The sequence below is a fragment of the Sphingomonas sp. JC676 genome (genome assembly GCF_014489075.1).
GTDB lineage: Bacteria > Pseudomonadota > Alphaproteobacteria > Sphingomonadales > Sphingomonadaceae > Sphingomonas.
In genome coordinates, this window is sequence record NZ_JACTGR010000001.1 from 71654 (window position 1) to 89812 (window position 18159).

The 18159-nt window shown below is 65.4% G+C and carries 21 protein-coding genes; 10 read left to right on the plus strand and 11 right to left on the minus strand.

The window, feature by feature from the left end; all coding sequences use genetic code 11:
- Positions 1-29: 29 nt before the first annotated feature.
- Complete coding sequence (locus IAG41_RS00310) at positions 30-185, minus strand: DUF3309 family protein (protein WP_187726609.1); 156 nt, start codon at positions 183-185, stop codon at positions 30-32.
- Positions 186-463: 278 nt separating this feature from the next.
- Between IAG41_RS00310 and IAG41_RS00315 the strand changes: the two genes are divergently transcribed.
- Positions 464-988, plus strand: coding sequence for a hypothetical protein (locus IAG41_RS00315; RefSeq protein ID WP_187726610.1), 525 nt, complete (start codon positions 464-466; stop codon positions 986-988).
- Between the two features lie 381 nt (positions 989-1369).
- On the opposite strand, the gene IAG41_RS00320 is transcribed toward IAG41_RS00315, so the two are convergent.
- From IAG41_RS00320 to IAG41_RS00365, 10 genes are all read right to left on the minus strand, one after another.
- A complete protein-coding gene (locus tag IAG41_RS00320; protein ID WP_187726611.1) occupies positions 1370-1561 on the minus strand; it encodes a hypothetical protein in 192 nt (63 codons plus the stop codon).
- A gap of 240 nt (positions 1562-1801) precedes the next feature.
- Positions 1802-2296 carry an NUDIX domain-containing protein gene (locus IAG41_RS00325; RefSeq protein ID WP_187726612.1) on the minus strand — a complete coding sequence of 165 codons (495 nt, stop codon included), beginning with the start codon at positions 2294-2296 and terminating at the stop codon, positions 1802-1804.
- A 2-nt stretch (positions 2297-2298) separates the two neighbouring features.
- Positions 2299-2592 carry a GNAT family N-acetyltransferase gene (locus IAG41_RS00330; protein ID WP_187726613.1) on the minus strand — a complete coding sequence of 98 codons (294 nt, stop codon included), beginning with the start codon at positions 2590-2592 and terminating at the stop codon, positions 2299-2301.
- Between the two features lie 35 nt (positions 2593-2627).
- The gene (locus IAG41_RS00335; RefSeq protein ID WP_410468067.1) at positions 2628-3047 is read right to left on the minus strand and encodes a secondary thiamine-phosphate synthase enzyme YjbQ; all 420 of its coding nucleotides are present in this window, start codon (positions 3045-3047) and stop codon (positions 2628-2630) included.
- A gap of 5 nt (positions 3048-3052) precedes the next feature.
- Positions 3053-3388, minus strand: a complete 336-nt coding sequence (locus IAG41_RS00340; protein WP_187726614.1) for a hypothetical protein — start codon at positions 3386-3388, stop codon at positions 3053-3055.
- Positions 3388-3651: a DksA/TraR family C4-type zinc finger protein gene (locus IAG41_RS00345; RefSeq protein ID WP_187726615.1), complete on the minus strand. Its 264-nt coding sequence runs from the start codon at positions 3649-3651 to the stop codon at positions 3388-3390. Before IAG41_RS00345 ends, IAG41_RS00340 begins: the two co-directional genes overlap by 1 nt.
- Before the next feature lie 51 nt (positions 3652-3702).
- The gene (locus IAG41_RS00350; RefSeq protein WP_187726616.1) at positions 3703-3879 is read right to left on the minus strand and encodes a DUF3606 domain-containing protein; all 177 of its coding nucleotides are present in this window, start codon (positions 3877-3879) and stop codon (positions 3703-3705) included.
- A gap of 53 nt (positions 3880-3932) precedes the next feature.
- Complete coding sequence (locus IAG41_RS00355) at positions 3933-4124, minus strand: hypothetical protein (protein WP_187726617.1); 192 nt, start codon at positions 4122-4124, stop codon at positions 3933-3935.
- Positions 4125-4405: 281 nt separating this feature from the next.
- Positions 4406-5539, minus strand: a complete 1134-nt coding sequence (locus tag IAG41_RS00360) for a YadA-like family protein (RefSeq protein ID WP_187726618.1) — start codon at positions 5537-5539, stop codon at positions 4406-4408.
- 248 nt (positions 5540-5787) lie between these two features.
- A complete protein-coding gene (locus IAG41_RS00365; protein ID WP_187726619.1) occupies positions 5788-7383 on the minus strand; it encodes a winged helix-turn-helix domain-containing protein in 1596 nt (531 codons plus the stop codon).
- A 169-nt stretch (positions 7384-7552) separates the two neighbouring features.
- On the opposite strand from IAG41_RS00365, the gene IAG41_RS00370 reads away from it, so the two are divergent.
- The 9 genes from IAG41_RS00370 (at position 7553) to trbJ (ending at position 18116) form a co-directional block, all read left to right on the plus strand.
- Entirely contained in the window at positions 7553-8851 is a 1299-nt protein-coding gene (locus tag IAG41_RS00370) for a hypothetical protein (RefSeq protein WP_187726620.1), read from the plus strand.
- Between the two features lie 71 nt (positions 8852-8922).
- Positions 8923-10593 carry an FG-GAP-like repeat-containing protein gene (locus IAG41_RS00375; protein WP_187726621.1) on the plus strand — a complete coding sequence of 557 codons (1671 nt, stop codon included), beginning with the start codon at positions 8923-8925 and terminating at the stop codon, positions 10591-10593.
- A gap of 310 nt (positions 10594-10903) precedes the next feature.
- Positions 10904-12919, plus strand: coding sequence for a conjugal transfer protein TraG (locus tag IAG41_RS00380; protein WP_187726622.1), 2016 nt, complete (start codon positions 10904-10906; stop codon positions 12917-12919).
- A 9-nt stretch (positions 12920-12928) separates the two neighbouring features.
- Entirely contained in the window at positions 12929-13330 is a 402-nt protein-coding gene (locus IAG41_RS00385; RefSeq protein ID WP_187726623.1) for a CopG family transcriptional regulator, read from the plus strand.
- Positions 13327-14322, plus strand: coding sequence for a P-type conjugative transfer ATPase TrbB (gene trbB / locus IAG41_RS00390; RefSeq protein WP_187726624.1), 996 nt, complete (start codon positions 13327-13329; stop codon positions 14320-14322). Before IAG41_RS00385 ends, trbB begins: the two co-directional genes overlap by 4 nt.
- Before the next feature lie 2 nt (positions 14323-14324).
- Entirely contained in the window at positions 14325-14657 is a 333-nt protein-coding gene (locus IAG41_RS00395) for a TrbC/VirB2 family protein (protein WP_410468068.1), read from the plus strand.
- Positions 14658-14659: 2 nt separating this feature from the next.
- Positions 14660-14935 (plus strand): VirB3 family type IV secretion system protein, encoded by a 276-nt coding sequence (locus tag IAG41_RS00400; protein ID WP_187727796.1) that lies wholly within the window; start codon positions 14660-14662, stop codon positions 14933-14935.
- A complete protein-coding gene (gene trbE, locus IAG41_RS00405) occupies positions 14929-17367 on the plus strand; it encodes a conjugal transfer protein TrbE (protein ID WP_187726626.1) in 2439 nt (812 codons plus the stop codon). Before IAG41_RS00400 ends, trbE begins: the two co-directional genes overlap by 7 nt.
- 5 nt (positions 17368-17372) lie before the next feature.
- Positions 17373-18116, plus strand: coding sequence for a P-type conjugative transfer protein TrbJ (gene trbJ / locus IAG41_RS00410; protein ID WP_187726627.1), 744 nt, complete (start codon positions 17373-17375; stop codon positions 18114-18116).
- Positions 18117-18159: the final 43 nt, after the last annotated feature.

Below are 18159 nucleotides of genomic sequence, written 5' to 3' on the forward strand. Positions count from 1 at the left end.
GTTCGGCGGGCGAAACCCGGGCCGGATGTTCAGATCCGGCCGAGCACCAGCAAGATGATGAGGATAACGACAATGAGTCCAAGACCGCCCGAGGGCCCATAGCCCCAGCTCCGGCTGTGCCCCCAGGTGGGAAGCGCGCCGACCAGCGCCAAGACGAGAATGATGATGAGGATTGTGCCGAGCATTGTTGGGCTCCTTGTGGATACGGAATTCCAACGATTGCAGGAATTTGGTGTTCCTTGACCGGGCGCCGGCTGCCTTGTCGTTCGTCATCGAACGGCCGACGATCGCGATCGAGCGTCGGGGCCTTACGCCGCTGCGTGGGTTCCGTTGCCGTCCCTGACAATGGGGTGAGGGGCGTCCAATCTGGTTCCGTGGGCCGTTCGCCGCCGAATTAGCCGGTCCCGCCATCGTCTCGGGGGGAGGGAGGGGCAGGGACCGGCACCCCCTAAGGAGCAAGCAGATGAAACTCGACTTCATGGCGCTGGGCAACCTGTCCATCGACAGGACGAACATGCGGCACGACAGGATGCCCGACGTGACCGACTTGTTGCGGACGGTGCGCAAGCGCGGCATCCTTCAGATCCTGCTGGCCCGTGCCGTGCCGTCGCCGGGCGTTCGAGATCGTTGTGCCTCGCCGCTTCCACGCGCCGTGCTCTCGTCGCAAAGGGCGCCGGGCCGATGGCCGTCGCTGGCCTCAGAGGTGGTTACGACGCGTGACCAGCTTTTCGCCATAGCAGATCGAGCATATGTCGCGCCGCCGCTCGAACCTGTCCGAGCCGGCGAGCTCGCGGGTTTTCTGATTGGCATATTCGCGCGACGACAGGTCGAGCTTCTCGGTCACGCAATCGTCGCAGATCGGGGCGGGCGCGAGGCGCGTTATCAGCGCGCGCACCCGGTCGAGCGCGCTCATTTCCTGTTTTCGATCTTGGGGCGCCGGCCGGCTCCAGACAGCCTCGGTTCGATCATTTCCACGCGCTGCGAATAGGCGACGTCCACGGTTCGCGCAATCGAGGTGGCCGCCCCGACTCCGATGTGCGGCAGGTGGACGCGAGAGTCGCATTCCTGCACACGGTAGAGCGAGGAACCCGATTTTGCCTTGCCCGTTTTGGCCGGCATGATGTCCTCGCCGCGTTCGCGTAACCGTGCCCTCAACCTAATGCGACAGGCAGCGAATTGCAGGACGCTCGCGTTTCGCGAGCGCTCCGCTGAATTCGCCTCCCAGCTGATCGAGGAGGCGAACAAGCTGACCGTGCGTGCCCAGGAGTTGCTGGCCGCCGACCAACAGCCATCGAATAGCTAGCTTGCCCGCATCGGGTTTTGAAAAGACCAAAGCCGTCGGGCGGGCAGGGGCCTCGACCAGGTACGCCTAGGCCAATTCCAGTCCCCGGCGCTCGACAGGCACGGACTCGGCGCCTTTGGCGCGGCGCTGATATTCCGCGGCGAGTTTCAGATGCACCAGCGCCGCGCATCGCATCGTGCATCTTTCGGCCATGGCGAGTTCCTGCAGGGCACGCCGCGCGAAATACACCCGGTCTTCGATGCTGTTCTGGCCGGACATGGTCTCCTCCAAGGCGACCTGTGCCCCCTCGACCTCGTAGAGCTATAACGCAGCAATACCTTCCGGGTTTCGCAGGTGGAGGGGAGGCTCGCCTTGGATCTTCCCGGTGTGGCGGCAGGCGTCGCGCCTGTGCAAGGCCGGCGGCCCCTCCATTTGCTTGCACAAATCGGTTCCTCCTCCGCTGTTTCGCGGTGTCTGCGCTCCCGTTCCGGTAGCCCCGACGGCCGCGCTAGCTGACCTCTAACCGTCCGCCGCTTTCGGGCTCGCTTGAGGTGCGCGGTCTTCAAGGCGGTCCAGCAATGGCAGCTGGCTCGGCAGCATCATCGCTCGTGCCTCTCCAATTGTGAACCATCGCGCGGCATCGACTTCCGGAAATGACTGGCGCCTTCCGCTCCGTGGCGGCCATTCGATCTCGAAGCGGTTGCTGACAATAGCTTCTGCGTCGAGTTCAGCTTCGAGCGCGAACGCCTCGACCAGCTTGCCGCCCGCCTGACGAACCTCACCAAGGGGAAAGGCTCCCGCTCCGCGCTTCCCCAAGTCGGTGCCAAGTTCCTCGCTTGCCTCGCGCAGCGCGGCGGTGAGGGGATCTTCGTCCGGGTCGATCAGGCCTTTGGGGATCTGCCATGCGCCCGTTTGCTTGTTCCGCCAGAAAGGGCCGCCGGGATGGACCAACAGCACCAACAGGACAGCCTCGCGGCGATTATAGAGGAGAAGGCCTGCGCTGCGTCGAGACATGCTTAGCCGGACGTCCGGGCGGCCAGGAGATCCTGTTCCTCCGGATGCCGCTGAATATAGGCCGCCACGAATTCGCAGAGCGGTACGACCTTGAGGTGCTTCGCTCGCACGTCGGCGAGCGCACCGGCAATGAGGCGGCTGGCGATCCCGCGCCCTTGGAGCGCTTTAGGGACGACCGTATGCGTGAAGGTGATCGCTCCGTCGCGCCGTTGATAGTCGGAGAACGCTGTTCCCTGCTCGGTGTCCAGTTCGTAGCGGTTGGCTGCTATGTTGTTCCGCACATCGTCGTTGGGCATGGATTTGGTCCGATCAGCAGCGGTGGGACTTTCCATCAGTCGCCGAGGAGGTGGAGCACGAGGCTGCGCCGATGTGGCCGACGGCGATGCTCGAACAGATAGATGCCTTGCCAGGTACCTAGTGCGAGCCGGCCCCCGATCACCGGGATGGAGAGCTGCACCTGGGTGAGGGCGGTGCGCAGATGCGCCGGCATGTCATCGGGCCCCTCGTCGTCATGAATATACGCATCGGGGTCCTCGGGCGCGACACGCGTGAAATAGGCTTCGATATCGGAGCGGACTTCCGGCGCGGCGTTCTCGTTGATCAGAAGCGATGCCGAAGTGTGCTGGCAAAAGACGGTGAGCAGGCCCTCGCCGAAGCCGGTTTCATCGAGCCACGCCGCAATCGACTGCGTGACTTCGATCAGTCCTTGATGCGATGTCGCAACCTCCACCGTCGTCGTCACCTGCCGCAGCATCTTCATTCCTCGGCCCCGACCGCAATGGCGGCGTACCAGTCGGCATAGCGGCTGTTACGCGCCATATGTCGGTTGAGATCCGGCGCGCCGTCGCTCCACCATACTGCGCCGCGTTCGCCAAGAGCTCGCTTGGCCGCATCGACGGCTTCGCGCGCGCCCGCTTCGGCGGTCGTATCGCCCGACCGTTTCGCGGCTCCGACGGCTCGGCGGGCATCCATGAGCTTGGCCACCAGGGTTTCGCGTTCTGCCGCAGACAGCCCAGGATTTGACGCGCGCCACAATCTTCCGCCCACCACAAAATAGCGGCCATCGGGGGTTGCCGGATAGGGGGTGGCCATCAGCGCAGCTGGCTGTCCTTGCTGCCACGACGATTTATGCCCGAGAAGCTCGGTCGCCTGTCGCGCTCGGCCTGGCACAGGACACAGGTGCGCACGCCGGGAAGCGCTGCGCGGCGCTTGGGCGGAATTTCCTCGCCGCATGCCTCGCACTCCTCCAGGCCTTCTCCGCTCGGCAAGCGCGCCCGGGCGCTCGACAGGGCGTCGTTGATACTGTCTTCGATCTGATCCTGGACGGCGCCGTCAGGCGCCCAACCGTTTGCCATCTTGTCGTCTCATTACAATTGCCATCCCGAGCTCGGGGATCGCTGGACTGCCTATTGCTTCAGATATTCGCGGACCTTGTCGGACGAGTTGCCAACCGCGGCGACCGCCTCGCGAAGTCGCTCTTCGCTCACGCCGAGGCTCTTGCTCCAGTCGCGAACCTCATAGTCTTCCGCCAGGCTGATCCGGTCGCGGTCGGGCGAGCTCACATCGGTTTTGCTGTCTGTCATTGGTCTCTCCTTGCGTTGCGCAGAATCCGCGAGGCGTCGCCTCGGTTCGGGGCTCAGGCGTCGGGACGGTCCTTGGGATAGTCTTCGGGCTTGACCGTGCTAACATTGGACCGATCCTCGACGTCGGCTGGTTCCAACCCGCCTTCGGTCTCCCGGTCGCTGTCGAGTCTGTCGCGTGGCGAGTGCGCGCCTGCTTGATGCTCGGTGGAAACGTTCTGGTCGGGGCTGTCGATCGGATCGGCCATCGTAAACTCCTTCGAAGTTCCAACGACTTGGCGCGGCTGGCGTTCCGAAACGCAGGGCTTTGCATGCTCTCGCCATGGCCGCGGGCGCGGCCTGGAGCCGAAATCAGTTTGCCATTCGCGCCTGTCTTGGGTTTCCGGCGCACGCGGCCTGATCCGCTTTCAAACCGGCGCGCCCGGTGGTGAGCGTAGCAGCGACTTCGGCGAAACGTCGCGTGGGCGCTGCATCCAGGCCGGATATTCCTTGGAGGTCGCGTTGCCTTCACTCAGCATCGAGTGAGTGATCACCAACCGAATGTGACGCCGATCCGGCTACCTGTCGATCCTTTCACCGTGGAGCCGGCAAAACCACCATTGGCGTAGGCGTGGTCGCTGAGCTTGACGACCCCCGCTACCGAAAAGGCTTGCTCGCCGCGAAAATTGGCGAGGTTGAATGATATCGCCAACCTGCTGTCGGGCGGCAGAAGGGTGCCCCCCAAAGCGATCGCAGTGGCAACGCCGCCATAGCTGCGGCGGATGTCGCGGGTCAGCAGCCCCACTTGTCCTTCCAGGGTTCCCGTCCGGGCCTGCAGCGCGTCAATGTCGGACGGGCCGAACGATGAGTAAGCGAGATTGCCCGCGCTGTCGCCGGTGACGAAATGCGTTGGTCCTGACTGAGCCGCGGCGCTCGCGGCGCTACCCAGGCCCGGCGCCTGATAGGTCGAAGTGGCCGTCCCCAACGCGATCTGGTTGGCGCGGGTCGCCGACGCACCGGGGCCGATCGCAACGCTGTTTGCCCCTTGCGCGTTCGCGCCGTCGCCGAGCGCGACCGACCTGGATCCGCTCGCCATCGCCGAGCCGCCGATCGCGATTGCGTCGGTCCCGCTCGCCACGGGGGCCGGCGCGGCCGAATTGATCTCGACATATCTCGTGCGGCTCCTGACGGTATCGAGCTGGCGGAGATTGACCGCGTCGGTCGGTGCGGTGCCGTCATCGACGTTTACGAGGCGCACCTCGAAATTGGGCGCCCCAAACGAAACCGTGAAGGGCTGGTCGGCGACGGCGTTGACGCCGATCGCCACGCTGCCATCGGCCGTAGCTTTCGCCTGTGCGCCGATTGCAACGCTGGCGCTTCCGGTGGCTTCCGCATCGGCGCCGACCGCCGTTCCAAAGTCAGGCGCCTTGGCTTGCGAGCCGATGGCCACGCCGTTCTGGCCAGCGGTCGCTCCCGAGCCGAGCGCCGTTCCGTCAGGACCGGCATTCGCGGCGGCACCGCAGGCCGTACCGCCTGATCCGCCGCCCGGAGAAGCAGACGCCCCATTGCCCGTGTTGGTCGTGACGTCACGACACACCGTCGCGGTTTGCGCGCGCGCGACCGTCGGCAGCAACGCCATCGCGAGCGGGATCGACGCCGATATCGCGATCCATCGACCGCGCATCGCAGTTTTTCCGTGAATGGGGAACCGATGATGCCCGCCCTGCAGTGCGCAGTGTCCGCTGTTCTTGATGCTGCCCATGAATAAAGCTCCGCGTTTTCGGTGGCCGAGTTGGTTGGCGGGGCCTGTTCGATCGCGGACGTAGTGTGAATGATGGACAGCCGATGATATGCTGATGATTAAACGATTTTGTTTATAATCAGCGGGTTGACGCGAAGCGCTTCGTCTCTTCGAAAGAGTATGGCGCGTCTCTATGCCCCGACGCGGTGGGCCCTTGCGGCAAGGAAATCGGGCGTCACCCCCGCTGCATGCCAATAGGCGGCCATTCCCATTTCCTCGCACAGCGGAAGGAAGCGGGGATCGTCGCGCATCGGTTGCGTCGCGCCGATGAAGAGCATCAGGGTCTTGCGGTGTCGCTCATCCCGGATGCCGGGTTGCGTCCCCGATGGGCGGAGCGGTCCCGTATGCGGGCCGCGGCGCAACAGATAACCGCGCGCCACGTCGAACAGCGTGTCCATCTGGCCCAGCTGGGACAGGATCAGAATTGCAAAGATGGCCCAGCTGGGCGTCTTGGCGATCGAGGCGAGGGTCGTTTTGACAGCGGCAGCGACGTCCTGTTCCGCTTTGGTCGAGAGTGCGATGATCGAGACACGCAGATCGGCGGCGTCCGCAGGAGTCAATGACGGCGGATATCCGGCAATATCGTCGAGCATGGCGAGCGCGATCGCCGGCCGCCCGGTCATCGAGAAAAGCCAAAACTTGGCGAACCAGATCGACGGGTGGCGTGGCACCAGCTCCATCGCATTATCGGCGCTGCGGTCGGCTTCCCCCAGGCGGCCGAGATTCCATAGCGAATAGGTCCGCCGGTACAGATATTTCGGCGCCAGCGGAAAGCGCAGGTTGAGCGGCAGGACGATTGCCGCCGCCTCGCGGCTGCGGCCCACGCCTTGGAGAAGCGCTGCCAGCGCCGAGAGCGCGGTCTCGTTCGAAGGCTGGATCGCGAGCACCGCGCGTAGCCGCTTTTCGGCCGCAAGCCAGTCGCCGAACTCCGGCTGGAGCAACGCAAGGGCGGCCAGGGAATCTGGCTGATTTGGCTCGATTGCGAGCGCGCGTCGAGCAGCGTCCTCACTCGCGACGACCGCGGATGCCTTGGCCGACGGTTCGGCAAATTCCGATGCTGCATACCAGGCAACGGCGAGGCCGCCGAGGATCGCGGGGTCGCCCGGCCTCAGGTCCAGCGCCTTGCGCAGGAGCCCGACGCTTTCCGTTCCGGAGGCCGGCAGCTCGTCGCGAAGCGCGCGCTGGGCGGCATCGACAAGCTCGCCCGCCTGGCGCGCATTGCCGTCGGGCCAGAACCGCCAGAGCGCCGCGCTCGCGGTCACCACGAGGCCGGTGCCGATCAGCAGCCGGCGCGTCACGGGCTTGGTGCGCTCGGGCGCTTCGCTCGCGACGGCGGTGCCCCGATCCTGGTCGGGAGAGTCCTCGACGACGACCGAACCCGTCAGCCGGTATCCCGATTTGGAGATGGTTTCGACGCCGAGGCTGTCGCTGGAGATCGTCCGGGCGGCCTTCCGGATCGCGGCGATGGTTCGGTTGATCGCATCGTCGCCGACGGTGGTACCGCGCCAGCACCGCGCCGCGAGCTGGTCGCGCGTCACGACCGCTCCCTGTGCCCCGACCAGTTCGAGCAGGACCTGCATCACCCTGGGTTCGATCGAGACGCTGCCGCCGGGTCCGCTGACGATCCGAGTCGAGGGACAGACGATGGTCCGGCCGAGGTTCGAATTCGGGAACCGGACGACCTCGCCACCCTCGGTTTCGGCTTTTCTTAGATGAATTACAGCCACTTGCGATCCCATCGGAAAATCATCGGATAAAGATCGGTGCTTCATCATTCACCTCTGACGACGCGAGATCCAGGGTTCGGCGGTGCCAAATGACAGGCTGAACATGGAGAGTATCATGATTTCTCGCGCATGGTGCATTTCGCGGATTTGCGGATCTGGCGCACAGCCAATGGACGCAGGTGAAAAAGGAATGGCGAGGCTTCGCGCGGCGAACCTGCTTATGGCGACAGTGAGCCTCGCTCTTGGCGCGCCGGTCCCGGCCTTCGCGGCGGGCGACGCCTATGTCGAAGCGCAGGGTGGCCCGGGTGGTGGACGCTTCGATGCACCTTGTCCGGACGGACAACATCTTATCGGCCTGGAATTGCGCATGGCGGACGATGTCGATGCGGCACGGGCGATCTGCGGCGTTTTCTCCGGGCCGATCACGGTCGCCCGATATTCGCCGGTCGGAGACTGGCACGGAGGGCAAGGTGGATTGCCGACGCAAGTGATGTGCCCGCCGCGCACGCCGGTCGTGATCGGAATGGCCGTCCAAGCTGAGGGCGTAAAAACCGTCGTCGTCAATCAACTGGCGCTCTTCTGCGGGGTCGTGGGTCCGGGCCAGATCATGCAGGCGGACCCGTCCGCCGTCGTTTATGGTCCGACGGCGAACTATACCACTGACATCGTCGGCCTGCCCTACAACTTCGTCAAATCATCTCAGAAGATGGTGGCGTGTCCGGCAAACCAGATCGCGACAGGCATCCATGGTCGTTCCGGCACCTGGCTCGACGCGATCGGACTTGTCTGCGCCGAGCCGCGCATTCGTCCTGGCATTGGGCGGATAAACCGAGACAAGGTTCCACCTGCGCAGCGCGTATCGATCTGCGATGCCGCCAAGGCCGCACGCGCGCGCAACGCTCCCACCGCGCCCAAACTGGAAGCGCAGTGCCTTGCATTCCAAAACCAGTCGCGACCGTCGGAACCGACGATCGACGACGCGTTACGCGCGGACGACATTCCGGGGCGGGCCGGCGCGGTGATCAAGGCCGATCCCATGCTGGTCGCGCTGCGAAGCTATGTGGCGGAGACCGACCGGCAGGGCTTCGACCTGGGCATTGCGTCTTCCGAAGGTCAGACGCTCTGGGGGCCCGGCAAGCAGAAGATCTATGATGGCCTGAGCCCGTCTGGGCAGCGCGGCTTCCGGACGGCGACGTCCTTCGCCCTCGATCGCAACCGCAATTTGCAGCTGGCCACCGCCGGCGCTGCGATCGCGCAGGCCGATCCGAACCTTGCGGAAAGCCGGAATAGCGACCCCGATCCGCGCTATTGGCTCGGCTTCGACATCGCGGCGGGCATATTCGGCGATCCGGCGCTCGGCGGGCGCGGCAACACCCAGTCCGGTCCGGGTTCGCTCGGCATCCGGGAGGCCCTCAATCCGACTTCGCAGCGCGGCTTCAACGCGGCGATGAAGCTGCTCCTGCGCTGATTTCCGGCCGTGGGCAGATTGGCGCGAGGCATCGGCCTCGCGCGGTCAAGCTATTGAGAGGAATGGCAATAATGACCGACCATTGCGTGGGATATCGCCCGATCGCGGCCCTGTTGATCGCTGTTTGCGCTCTGACGCTCGCCGCTCCGGCGCGCGCGCAGGATGAGGAGAACATCGGCACGCGGCGGCAGGGACTGGTGAAGGGGGCCAGCGTCGATATCCCGCTTCAGAAGCAACTTGGCCTGGTCACGCTCGTCGATGATAGTGGTGGCAGCTGCAGCGGCACCATGCTGAATCGCTCTTGGGTACTCACCGCCAATCACTGCCTGTCCGAACGAAGCATCGAGATGCGCGTCTCCGCGACCTGGTCGGATCGACCGAGCATGGCCACCCAGGTCATTCGCAATGTCGGCGGGCGCGACGTGGCCCTTATCTATCTCGGCGCGGGGGATCTCGGGCCGACCAATTTTCAGATCATGAGCAACGACGTGCTCCGGCGCGGTCTTTTGGTCACCGCCTACGGCCGGGGTATCTTCCAGCTCGCCAGCGGCACCGGCGCGTCAGCGATTCCAGCCCAGCGCGACGGCAATTACCGGCAAGCCGATTTCACACTCAACGACCCAACGCCGGGTGCCTATAGTTTCGACGCCAATCAGATGGGGCAGGTCCCGGCCGGTGGCGACAGCGGGGGTCCGGACATTCTGATCGGACAAAATGGGGTGCCGATGGGGATCATCGGGGTCCATTCGAACTGCGGTACGACGCGAATACCAGGCAAGCCCACCACGGGTTGGGACTGGGTCAGTAGCATCGACAGCTGCGAAAGTGCGGCGATTGGCGACATCCGTGATCAGATTGTAGCGCCCGTCTCCAGAAAGGCGCCGGCGCGCTCGACCGACTTCGACAACGACCATCGCGCCGACATCCTGTGGCATAACGACACGACGGGTGAGACGCAGATCTGGTTCATGTCCGGGACTGCACGGATCGGTCGCGCTACCGTGCGGGGCGAGCGTGGCGCTCCGGTCATGATCGAACCGCCTTTTCGAATCGTCGGTAGCCGCGATTTCGACGGCGATCAGAAGACCGACATCCTGTGGTACAACGACCAGAGCGGCGAGATCCAGATCTGGTTCATGGATCGCGACAAGACCGACCATCGCGGCACCGTGCTGGGAGAGACCAACAAACCGGTGTTCATCGGACTTCCCTGGTCGATCGCCGCCGCGGGCGATATGAACGGTGACGGTCGTGCCGATATCGTCTGGCATAACGCCGCCACCAACGAGACGCAGTTCTGGTTGATGAACGGCAACCGCACGCTCGCGCGCGCCACGGTCGTGAACGAGTTCGGCGCGCCGATCTTCGTCGGATTGCCGTGGAGCATCGTTGGCACCGGCGACTTCAATGGCGATGGAAAATCGGATCTGGCATGGCACAACGCCGCATCAGGCGAGACCCAGATCTGGCTCCTCAACGGCGCTCGGATCGTGCGCCGGGTTACCATCATGGGAGAGGGCGGCGGCGGACCGGCCCTTGTCGGTCTCCCGTTTCGTATCGCTGAAGTCGAAGATTATGACGGCGATGGCCTGGCGGATCTCATGTGGCACAATGTCGCGACCGGGGAGTCGCAAGCGTGGCTGCTCGGCGGGGCCAGAGTGAAGCGGCGGGAGACTGTCACCGCCGACCGCGACGGGGGCGGAGCACATGTCAGTATCCCATGGCGAATCGTCGCGAACTGAGGTTGTCCCACAGACAGTAAAAGAGCGACTACTTTGCACCAACACCGTCCAAAAGCAGGCAGGCTGCTAGCGGCCCGATTCCAGTCTTACATTGTACCAGGTGCGCACACGGCGCTGATCGTGTGCAGCCGAGATTCGCGCGAATGAATGCGCGATTCGAATTGGCGCGAGGCAAAATCTTTGTGCGCCGGCTCCCAACGACGGCGAATGACTGCTCGTGAAAGCATAAGGGCCGTAAGGAAAATCCGGCTTTCGGATCATCACTCTTGTCGCACCCAGGCGCGCCCGCGCGCCGCAGCACGAGACGAAGATGACTCCGACCAAACTCCTCATCGGCCAGATCTTGATCGTGTTCGCGATCATGATGGCAGGTGTCTGGGCCGCCACGCAGTGGGCGGCCTCGATGCTCGGCTATCAGGTCGCGCTGGGTGCACCCTGGTTCCGCATTGGCGGCTATCCGTTCTATCGGCCCTGGGCGCTGTTCGGCTGGTGGTTCCACTACGACGCCTATGCGCCGCGGGTCTTCGACAAGGCGGGCGCTCTGGCGGGCGCCAGCGGCTTCATGGGCTGCGCGGCCGCGATCGTCGGGTCGCTCTGGCGCTCGCGCCATGCGCGCAATGTCACGACCTATGGTTCGGCGCGCTGGGCGAGCGTGGCGGAGGTCGAAGCCGCCGGCCTCTTCCGCAATGCCGGCGTGTTCCTTGGGCGCATGTATGGGCGCTATCTGCGCCATGATGGACCTGAGCATGTCATGGCGTTTGCGCCGACGCGTTCGGGCAAGGGCGTCGGCCTGGTCGTGCCGACGCTGCTCAGCTGGACGGGTTCGGCCGTCATTCACGATATCAAGGGCGAGAACTGGCAGCTGACCGCCGGCTGGCGATCGCGCTTCTCGCATTGCCTTCTCTTCAACCCGACCGACCCGCGCTCGGCGCGTTACAATCCGCTGCTGGAGGTTCGGCGCGGCGCCGATGAGGTGCGCGACGTCCAGAATATCGCGGATATATTGGTCGATCCCGAAGGCGCGCTCGAGCGGCGCTCGCACTGGGAGAAAACCAGCCACTCGCTGCTGGTCGGCGCCATCCTCCACATCCTCTATGCCGAGGAGGAGAAGACGCTGTCGCGCGTGGCGACTTTCCTGTCCGACCCGCAGCGTAGTTTCGTCGACACGCTCAAGAACATGATGGCGACCAACCATCTGGGAACCGAGGCGGCGCCCAAGGTCCACCCGGTGGTCGCATCGGCCGCGCGCGAGCTCCTCAACAAATCTGACAATGAACGCTCGGGCGTCCTCTCGACCGCGATGTCGTTCTTGGGCCTGTATCGCGATCCGACCGTCGCTATGGCAACCTCGTCCTGTGATTTTCGGATCGCCGACCTGGTCGAGGGCACGAACCCGGTCTCGCTCTATCTGGTCATTCCGCCATCGGACATTTCGCGGACCAAGCCGCTGGTCCGGCTCGTGCTCAACCAGATCGGCCGCCGCCTGACCGAGCGGCTCGAGGACGACCGGCGCCACCGGCTGCTGATGATGCTCGACGAATTTCCGGCGCTCGGGCGCCTGGACTTCTTCGAGACCGCGCTCGCCTTCATGGCCGGCTACGGCGTCCGCGCCTATCTGATCGCGCAGTCGCTCAACCAGATCTCCAAGGCCTATGGCGAGAACAACGCCATCCTCGACAATTGCCATGTCCGGATCGCCTTCGCGGCCAACGACGAACGTACCGCCAAACGCATCTCGGATGCGCTCGGCACGGCCACCGAGCAGCGCTCGATGCGCAACTATGCCGGGCACCGCCTCGCGCCCTGGCTGGCCCATGTCATGGTCAGCCGCCAGGAGACTGCGCGCGCCCTTTTGACGCCCGGCGAGGTCATGCAGCTGCCGGCGAGCGAAGAACTGGTGCTGGTCTCCGGACTCGCGCCGATCCGCGCCGACAAGCTGCGTTACTATGAGGATGCGCGCCTCAGCGGGCGGCTTTTGCCCCCGCCCGTGCTGGCAGCGCATGGGAATAACGACCGGCCCGCACCGCGCGCCGACGATTGGAGCGGCGTCGCGCGTCAGGTCGACGCACGCCTCATGGCCGGCGCGGAAGAGGCGGGCTCGGACGATGGCGGCGTGCAACAGGAGCGTCACCCTGGCCTCACCGAAGAGATGGCGGCTCCGATTGCTGCGCCCGAACAGCTCGATCTGCTCGGGATCGAGGACGATTTCGAATTTGCGGGCGATGCGCGGACGATGGATCGAGCGGGCGGGCTGAGCCCAGTTTCGCGCGCCCATGCCATCAACGAGACATCGGGTCGCGACGACGATCTGGTGCCGAGCTTTTGAGGGCGTGCCATGAAGCCCCGCCATCATCTCTATCTCGACGAGGCCTTGAGCGAGCAGCTCGACGCGCTCGCGGCCAAGCCCGGCGGCTCCAAGTCGGCGATCGTGGCGGATGCATTGCGCGGTTATTTCGCGCGGCGTGGCGCGCGCGAGATCGACGACATGCTCAAGGTCCGGCTCGACCGGATCAGCCATCAGCTTACCCGCATCGAGCGCGATGGCCATATCCTGCTCGAGAGCCTGGCGCTTTTCGTACGCTACCAGCTCAATGTCACGCCGCCCCTGCCCGAAAGCGACAAAACGGGCAGGGCGGTCGGCCGTGACCGTTTCCTCAAGTTCGCGAGCCAGGTCGGGCGGCACATTGCCGATGGGCGGCGAAGCTTCGAGCCGCAGGCGGCGGAGGCGAGCGAATGAGCGGGTCGATGCTTTCCGAATCCGCCGATCGCTCGCGGGCGATGCTGCGTACCGCGATGGGGCCGGCGATCGCTGCGGCGCTCGGCGACAGCCATGTCGTCGAGATCATGGTCAATCCGGACGGTGTGCTGCGCCTCGACCGGCTGGGCGAGGGAAGGGTGGACACCGGCATTCGGATCGCCGCCGAACAGGTCGAGCGGATCATCCGGCTGGTCGCCAGCCATGCCCGCACCGAGGCGCATGGCCTCGCACCCATCGTCAGCGCCGAGCTGCCGCCGCACGGGCACGGGGCGGGCGAGCGGTTCGAGGGCCTGCTGCCGCCGGTCAGCCAGGCGCCGTGCTTCTCGATCCGCAAGCCCGCGGCCCGCGTCTACACGCTCGACGACTATGTCGCCGACGGCATCATGACGCCGGCCTTCCAGCAGATCCTGCGCGGCGCCGTGCTGGCGCGCCGCAACATTCTCGTCGCTGGCGGCACCAGCTCGGGCAAGACCACGCTCGCCAATGCATTGCTTGCGGAAATGGCATCCCTCGATGAACGGGTCATCCTGATCGAGGACACGCGCGAGTTGCAATGCGCGGCTCCCGACACCGTGGCGCTGAGGACCCGGCCCGGCGTCGTCAGTATCGCCGATCTTGTCCGCTCGACGCTGCGCCTGCGCCCCGACCGGATCGTCATCGGCGAGGTTCGCGGCGCCGAGGCGCTCGACATGCTCAAGGCCTGGAACACAGGTCATCCCGGCGGGATTGCCACCGTCCACGCGAATAGCGCGGTCGCGGCGCTGCACCGGCTCGAGCAGCTGACCCAGGAAGCGGTCGTGAGCGCGCCGCGCCACCTCATTGCCGAGGCGATCGACCTGATCGTGTTCATCGCGGGCCGCGGCCTTGGTCGCCGCGTCGAAGCCATCGCGCATGTCAGCGGCGTCGCTCCCGACGGCAGCTACGCCGTCGGCATGATTCCCCGGTTTTTCAACGAAGGAGACGAAGAATGACCATGAAGACACAGGCCGTCGCGCGTTCGCGCGACCTGCTGCGCCTGGGGGCCGCTGCTCTGGCGGTCGCCCTTGCCAGCTCTGCCCAGGCTGCCGGGTCGGGCATGCCCTGGGAGGAGCCGTTGCAGCAGGTGCTCGAATCCGTCCAGGGTCCGGTCGCCAAGATCGTTGCGGTGCTGATCATCATCACCACCGGCCTCGCGCTCGCGTTCGGCGAGACCTCGGGCGGCTTTCGCAAGCTCATCCAGATCGTCTTCGGACTGTCGATCGCGTTCGCGGCGTCGAGCTTCTTCCTGAGCTTCTTCAGCTTTGGCGGCGGAGCCTTGATCTCGTGAGCATTACCGGCGCCCCTGGCGGCCATGTCGAAGGCTTCGAGGCGCCGATCCACCGGTCGCTCGCCGAGCCCATCCTGCTCGGCGGCGTACCGAGGGGCCTCGCGATCCTGAACGGGACGCTCGCGGCGGCGCTTGGGCTTGGCCTCCAGCAATGGATTGCCGGTCTCCTTGTCTGGGCGATCGGTCACACGCTCGCGGTGTTCGCCGCCAGGCGCGACCCGGACTTCGCAGCGGTCACCCTGCGCCACTTGCGCCAGAAAGGGCGTCTTTCATGCTGAACCTGCGTGAATATCGCGCGTGGGCCGACCGGCTGGCCGACCATCTTCCCTGGGCCGCGCTCGTGGCACCGGGCATAGTCCTCAACAAGGACGGCAGCTTCCAGCGGACCCTGGCATTTCGCGGGCCCGATCTGGAAAGCGCGACCGAAGCCGAACTGGTCTCGGCCTGCGCGCGCGCCAACAATGTCCTCAAGCGCCTGGGATCGGGCTGGGCATTGTTTTTCGAGGCCGAGCGACGCGAGGCGCTTGGATATCCCAGTTCCGACTTTCCCGATGCCGCATCCTGGCTGGTCGACGAGGAACGTCGAGCAGCGTTCGAAGGCGGCGCCGCGCATTTCGAGAGCCGCTATCATCTCACCCTGTTGCAGTTGCCCGCTGCCGACCAGAGCGACAGCGCGGGCCGGGTGCTGGTCGCGCGCGACGGGGTCGGCGGCCGGGACTGGCGTCTGGCGCTTGCCGGCTTCGTCGCCGAGACCGACCGCGTGCTGGACCTTCTGTCGGGCTTCATGCCCGAGGTTCGCGCGCTGGATGATGCCGAAACGCTGACCTATCTGCATGGGTGCATCTCGACGCGGCGCCATCTCGTCGCCGCGCCGGAGGTGCCGATATATCTGGACGGCCTGCTCGTCGATACCGAGCTGACAGGCGGGCTCGAGCCGATGCTCGGTGACCAGCATCTGCGTACGCTCACCATCCTGGGCTTCCCCAATTGCAGCCGCCCCGCGATCCTCGATGCGCTCAATCATCTGGATTTCGAATATCGCTGGGTCACGCGCTTCCTCGCGCTCGACAAGGCGGATGCGACCAAGGCGCTGACCAAGATCCGCCGGCAATGGTTCAACAAGCGCAAGTCGGTCGCCGCGCTGCTCCGCGAAGTCATGTACAACCAGCCGAGCCCGCTCCTCGACAGCGATGCCGACAACAAGGTCGTCGACAGCGACCTCGCGCTCCAGGCGCTGGGCGGCGATCATGTCGCCTTCGGCTATCTGACCATGACGATGACGGTGATGGACGCCGACCGCGTGGCGGTCGAGGACAAGGTCCGCAGGGTCGAGCGCATCGTCAACGGCCTTGGCTTCACCGCCATGCGCGAAAGCGTGAATGCGGTGGAAGCGTGGCTGTCGAGCCTTCCGGGCCATGTCTATGCCAATGTCCGCCAGCCGCTCGTCCATACGCTCAACCTCGCGCACCTGATGCCGCTGTCGAGCGTCTGGGCGGGTCCGGCGGGCAATGCCCATCTCGACGGACCACCGGTCCTGATCGCCGAGACCAGTGGCTCGACGCCCTTCCGCATGACCACTCATGTCGGCGATGTCGGCCATATGCTGATCGTGGGTCCGACCGGCGCCGGCAAGTCGGTGCTGCTGTCGACCCTCGCATTGCAGTTCCGGCGCTATCGGGACGCCCAAGTCTATCTCTTCGACAAGGGCCTGTCCGCACGCGCGGCGGTGCTGGCGATGGGCGGCGCCCATCACGCGCTCGGGCTCGGCGCCGATAGCGGCGGCACGATCGCTTTCCAGCCGCTGCGGCATATCGACCGCGCCGAGGAACGGGCCTGGGCATCCGAATGGCTCGCTGCCTTGCTCGCCCATGAGAAGGTTTCGGTCACGCCCGAGATCAAGGACGCATTATGGTCGGCGCTTGGCAATCTCGCCAGCGCGCCGCTCGAGGAACGGACGCTGACCGGCCTGTCCTTGCTGCTCCAATCCGGTGCGCTGCGCTCGGCCTTGTCGCCATACACGCTCGAGGGTCCGTTCGGGCAGTTGCTCGATTCTTGCGAGGACGATCTCGCGGTCGCGGATGTCCAGTGCTTCGAGACCGAGACGCTGATGGGGCTGGCGGGCGTCATCGCCCCCGTCCTCAGCTATCTGTTCCATCGTCTGGAGGAGAGGTTCGACGGGCGACCGACCCTGCTCGTCCTCGACGAAGCCTGGATCTTTCTCGATCATCCCTTGTTTGCCGCGCGTATCCGCGAATGGCTGAAGGTGCTGCGCAAAAAGAATGTCGCGGTAGTCTTCGCGACCCAGAGCCTTGCCGATATCGCCGATAGCGCGGTAGCGCCCGCCATCATCGAGAGCTGCCCGCAGCGCATCCTGCTTCCCAACGACCGCGCGGCCGAGCCGCAGAGCCGGGCCGCCTATGCGCGCTTCGGCCTCAACGATCGACAGATCGAACTGATCAGCCGCGCGACGCCCAAGCGCCATTATTACCTCCAGTCGGCGCGCGGCAATCGGGTGTTCGAGCTGGGGCTCGGTCCCGTCGCGCTGGCGCTTGCCGGCGCCTCCGACCCCGCCACCCAAGTCCGGATCGATGCGCTGCTCGCCGAGCATGGCACCGACCAATTCGCTGCCCGCTTCCTCGCATCCGCCGGCCTGGACTGGGCAGCGCAGGTCCTCGCCGGCTTTCCCGTTTCATCCCCGTTCTCGGAGTGATTTCCATGTTCGCTTCAGACCTCAAGAAGACCCTGATCTCGTCTGCCATGGGCCTAGGCATGCTGGTCTCGCTTGCCGGTGCCTTGCTGACGGCAGAACCCGCGCACGCGCAGCTGACCGTTTTCGACCCGACCAATTATTCGCAGAACATGCTGACCGCCGCGCGGGCCCTCGAGCAGATCAACAACCAGATCACCTCGCTCCAGCACGAAGCGCAGATGCTGACCGACTTCGAGCGCAACTTGTCGCCGCTGACGGTCTTCCACGACCAGCAGCAGCTCTTCGCGCGCCTGTCGGCGATCGACACGCTGATCAGCCAGGCGAAGGGGATCGGTTTCAAGGCAAGCGACGTGGAGGCGCAGTTCCGCGCCCTTTATCCGGATTTCGACACGAAGCTGAGCGCGAGCGCCATCGCCGCGCAGGCGCAGGCCCGCCTCGACACCGCGATTACAGGTTTCCGCCACACGATGCAGGTCCAGGCGCAGATTGCCGAGGCGGTGCAGGCCGATGCCGGCACGCTCGCCAAGATCATGGAGTCGAGCCAGAATGCCGCCGGCGCGCAGCAGGTCGGGCAGGCGACCAACCAGCTTCTGGCGCTGACCGCCAAGCAACAGATGCAAATCCAGGAATTGCTGGCCGCGCAGGGCCATGCCGATGCCGTCGAGCGCGCCCGCCAGGCCCAGTCGCAGCGGGATGCGCGCGCAGCTACGACCAAGTTCCTCGGCACCGGCTACGCCTACCAGCAATAGGCCCCCTTACCGGCGGCGCGCGCTCCCCCAGCGCCGCCGGCCG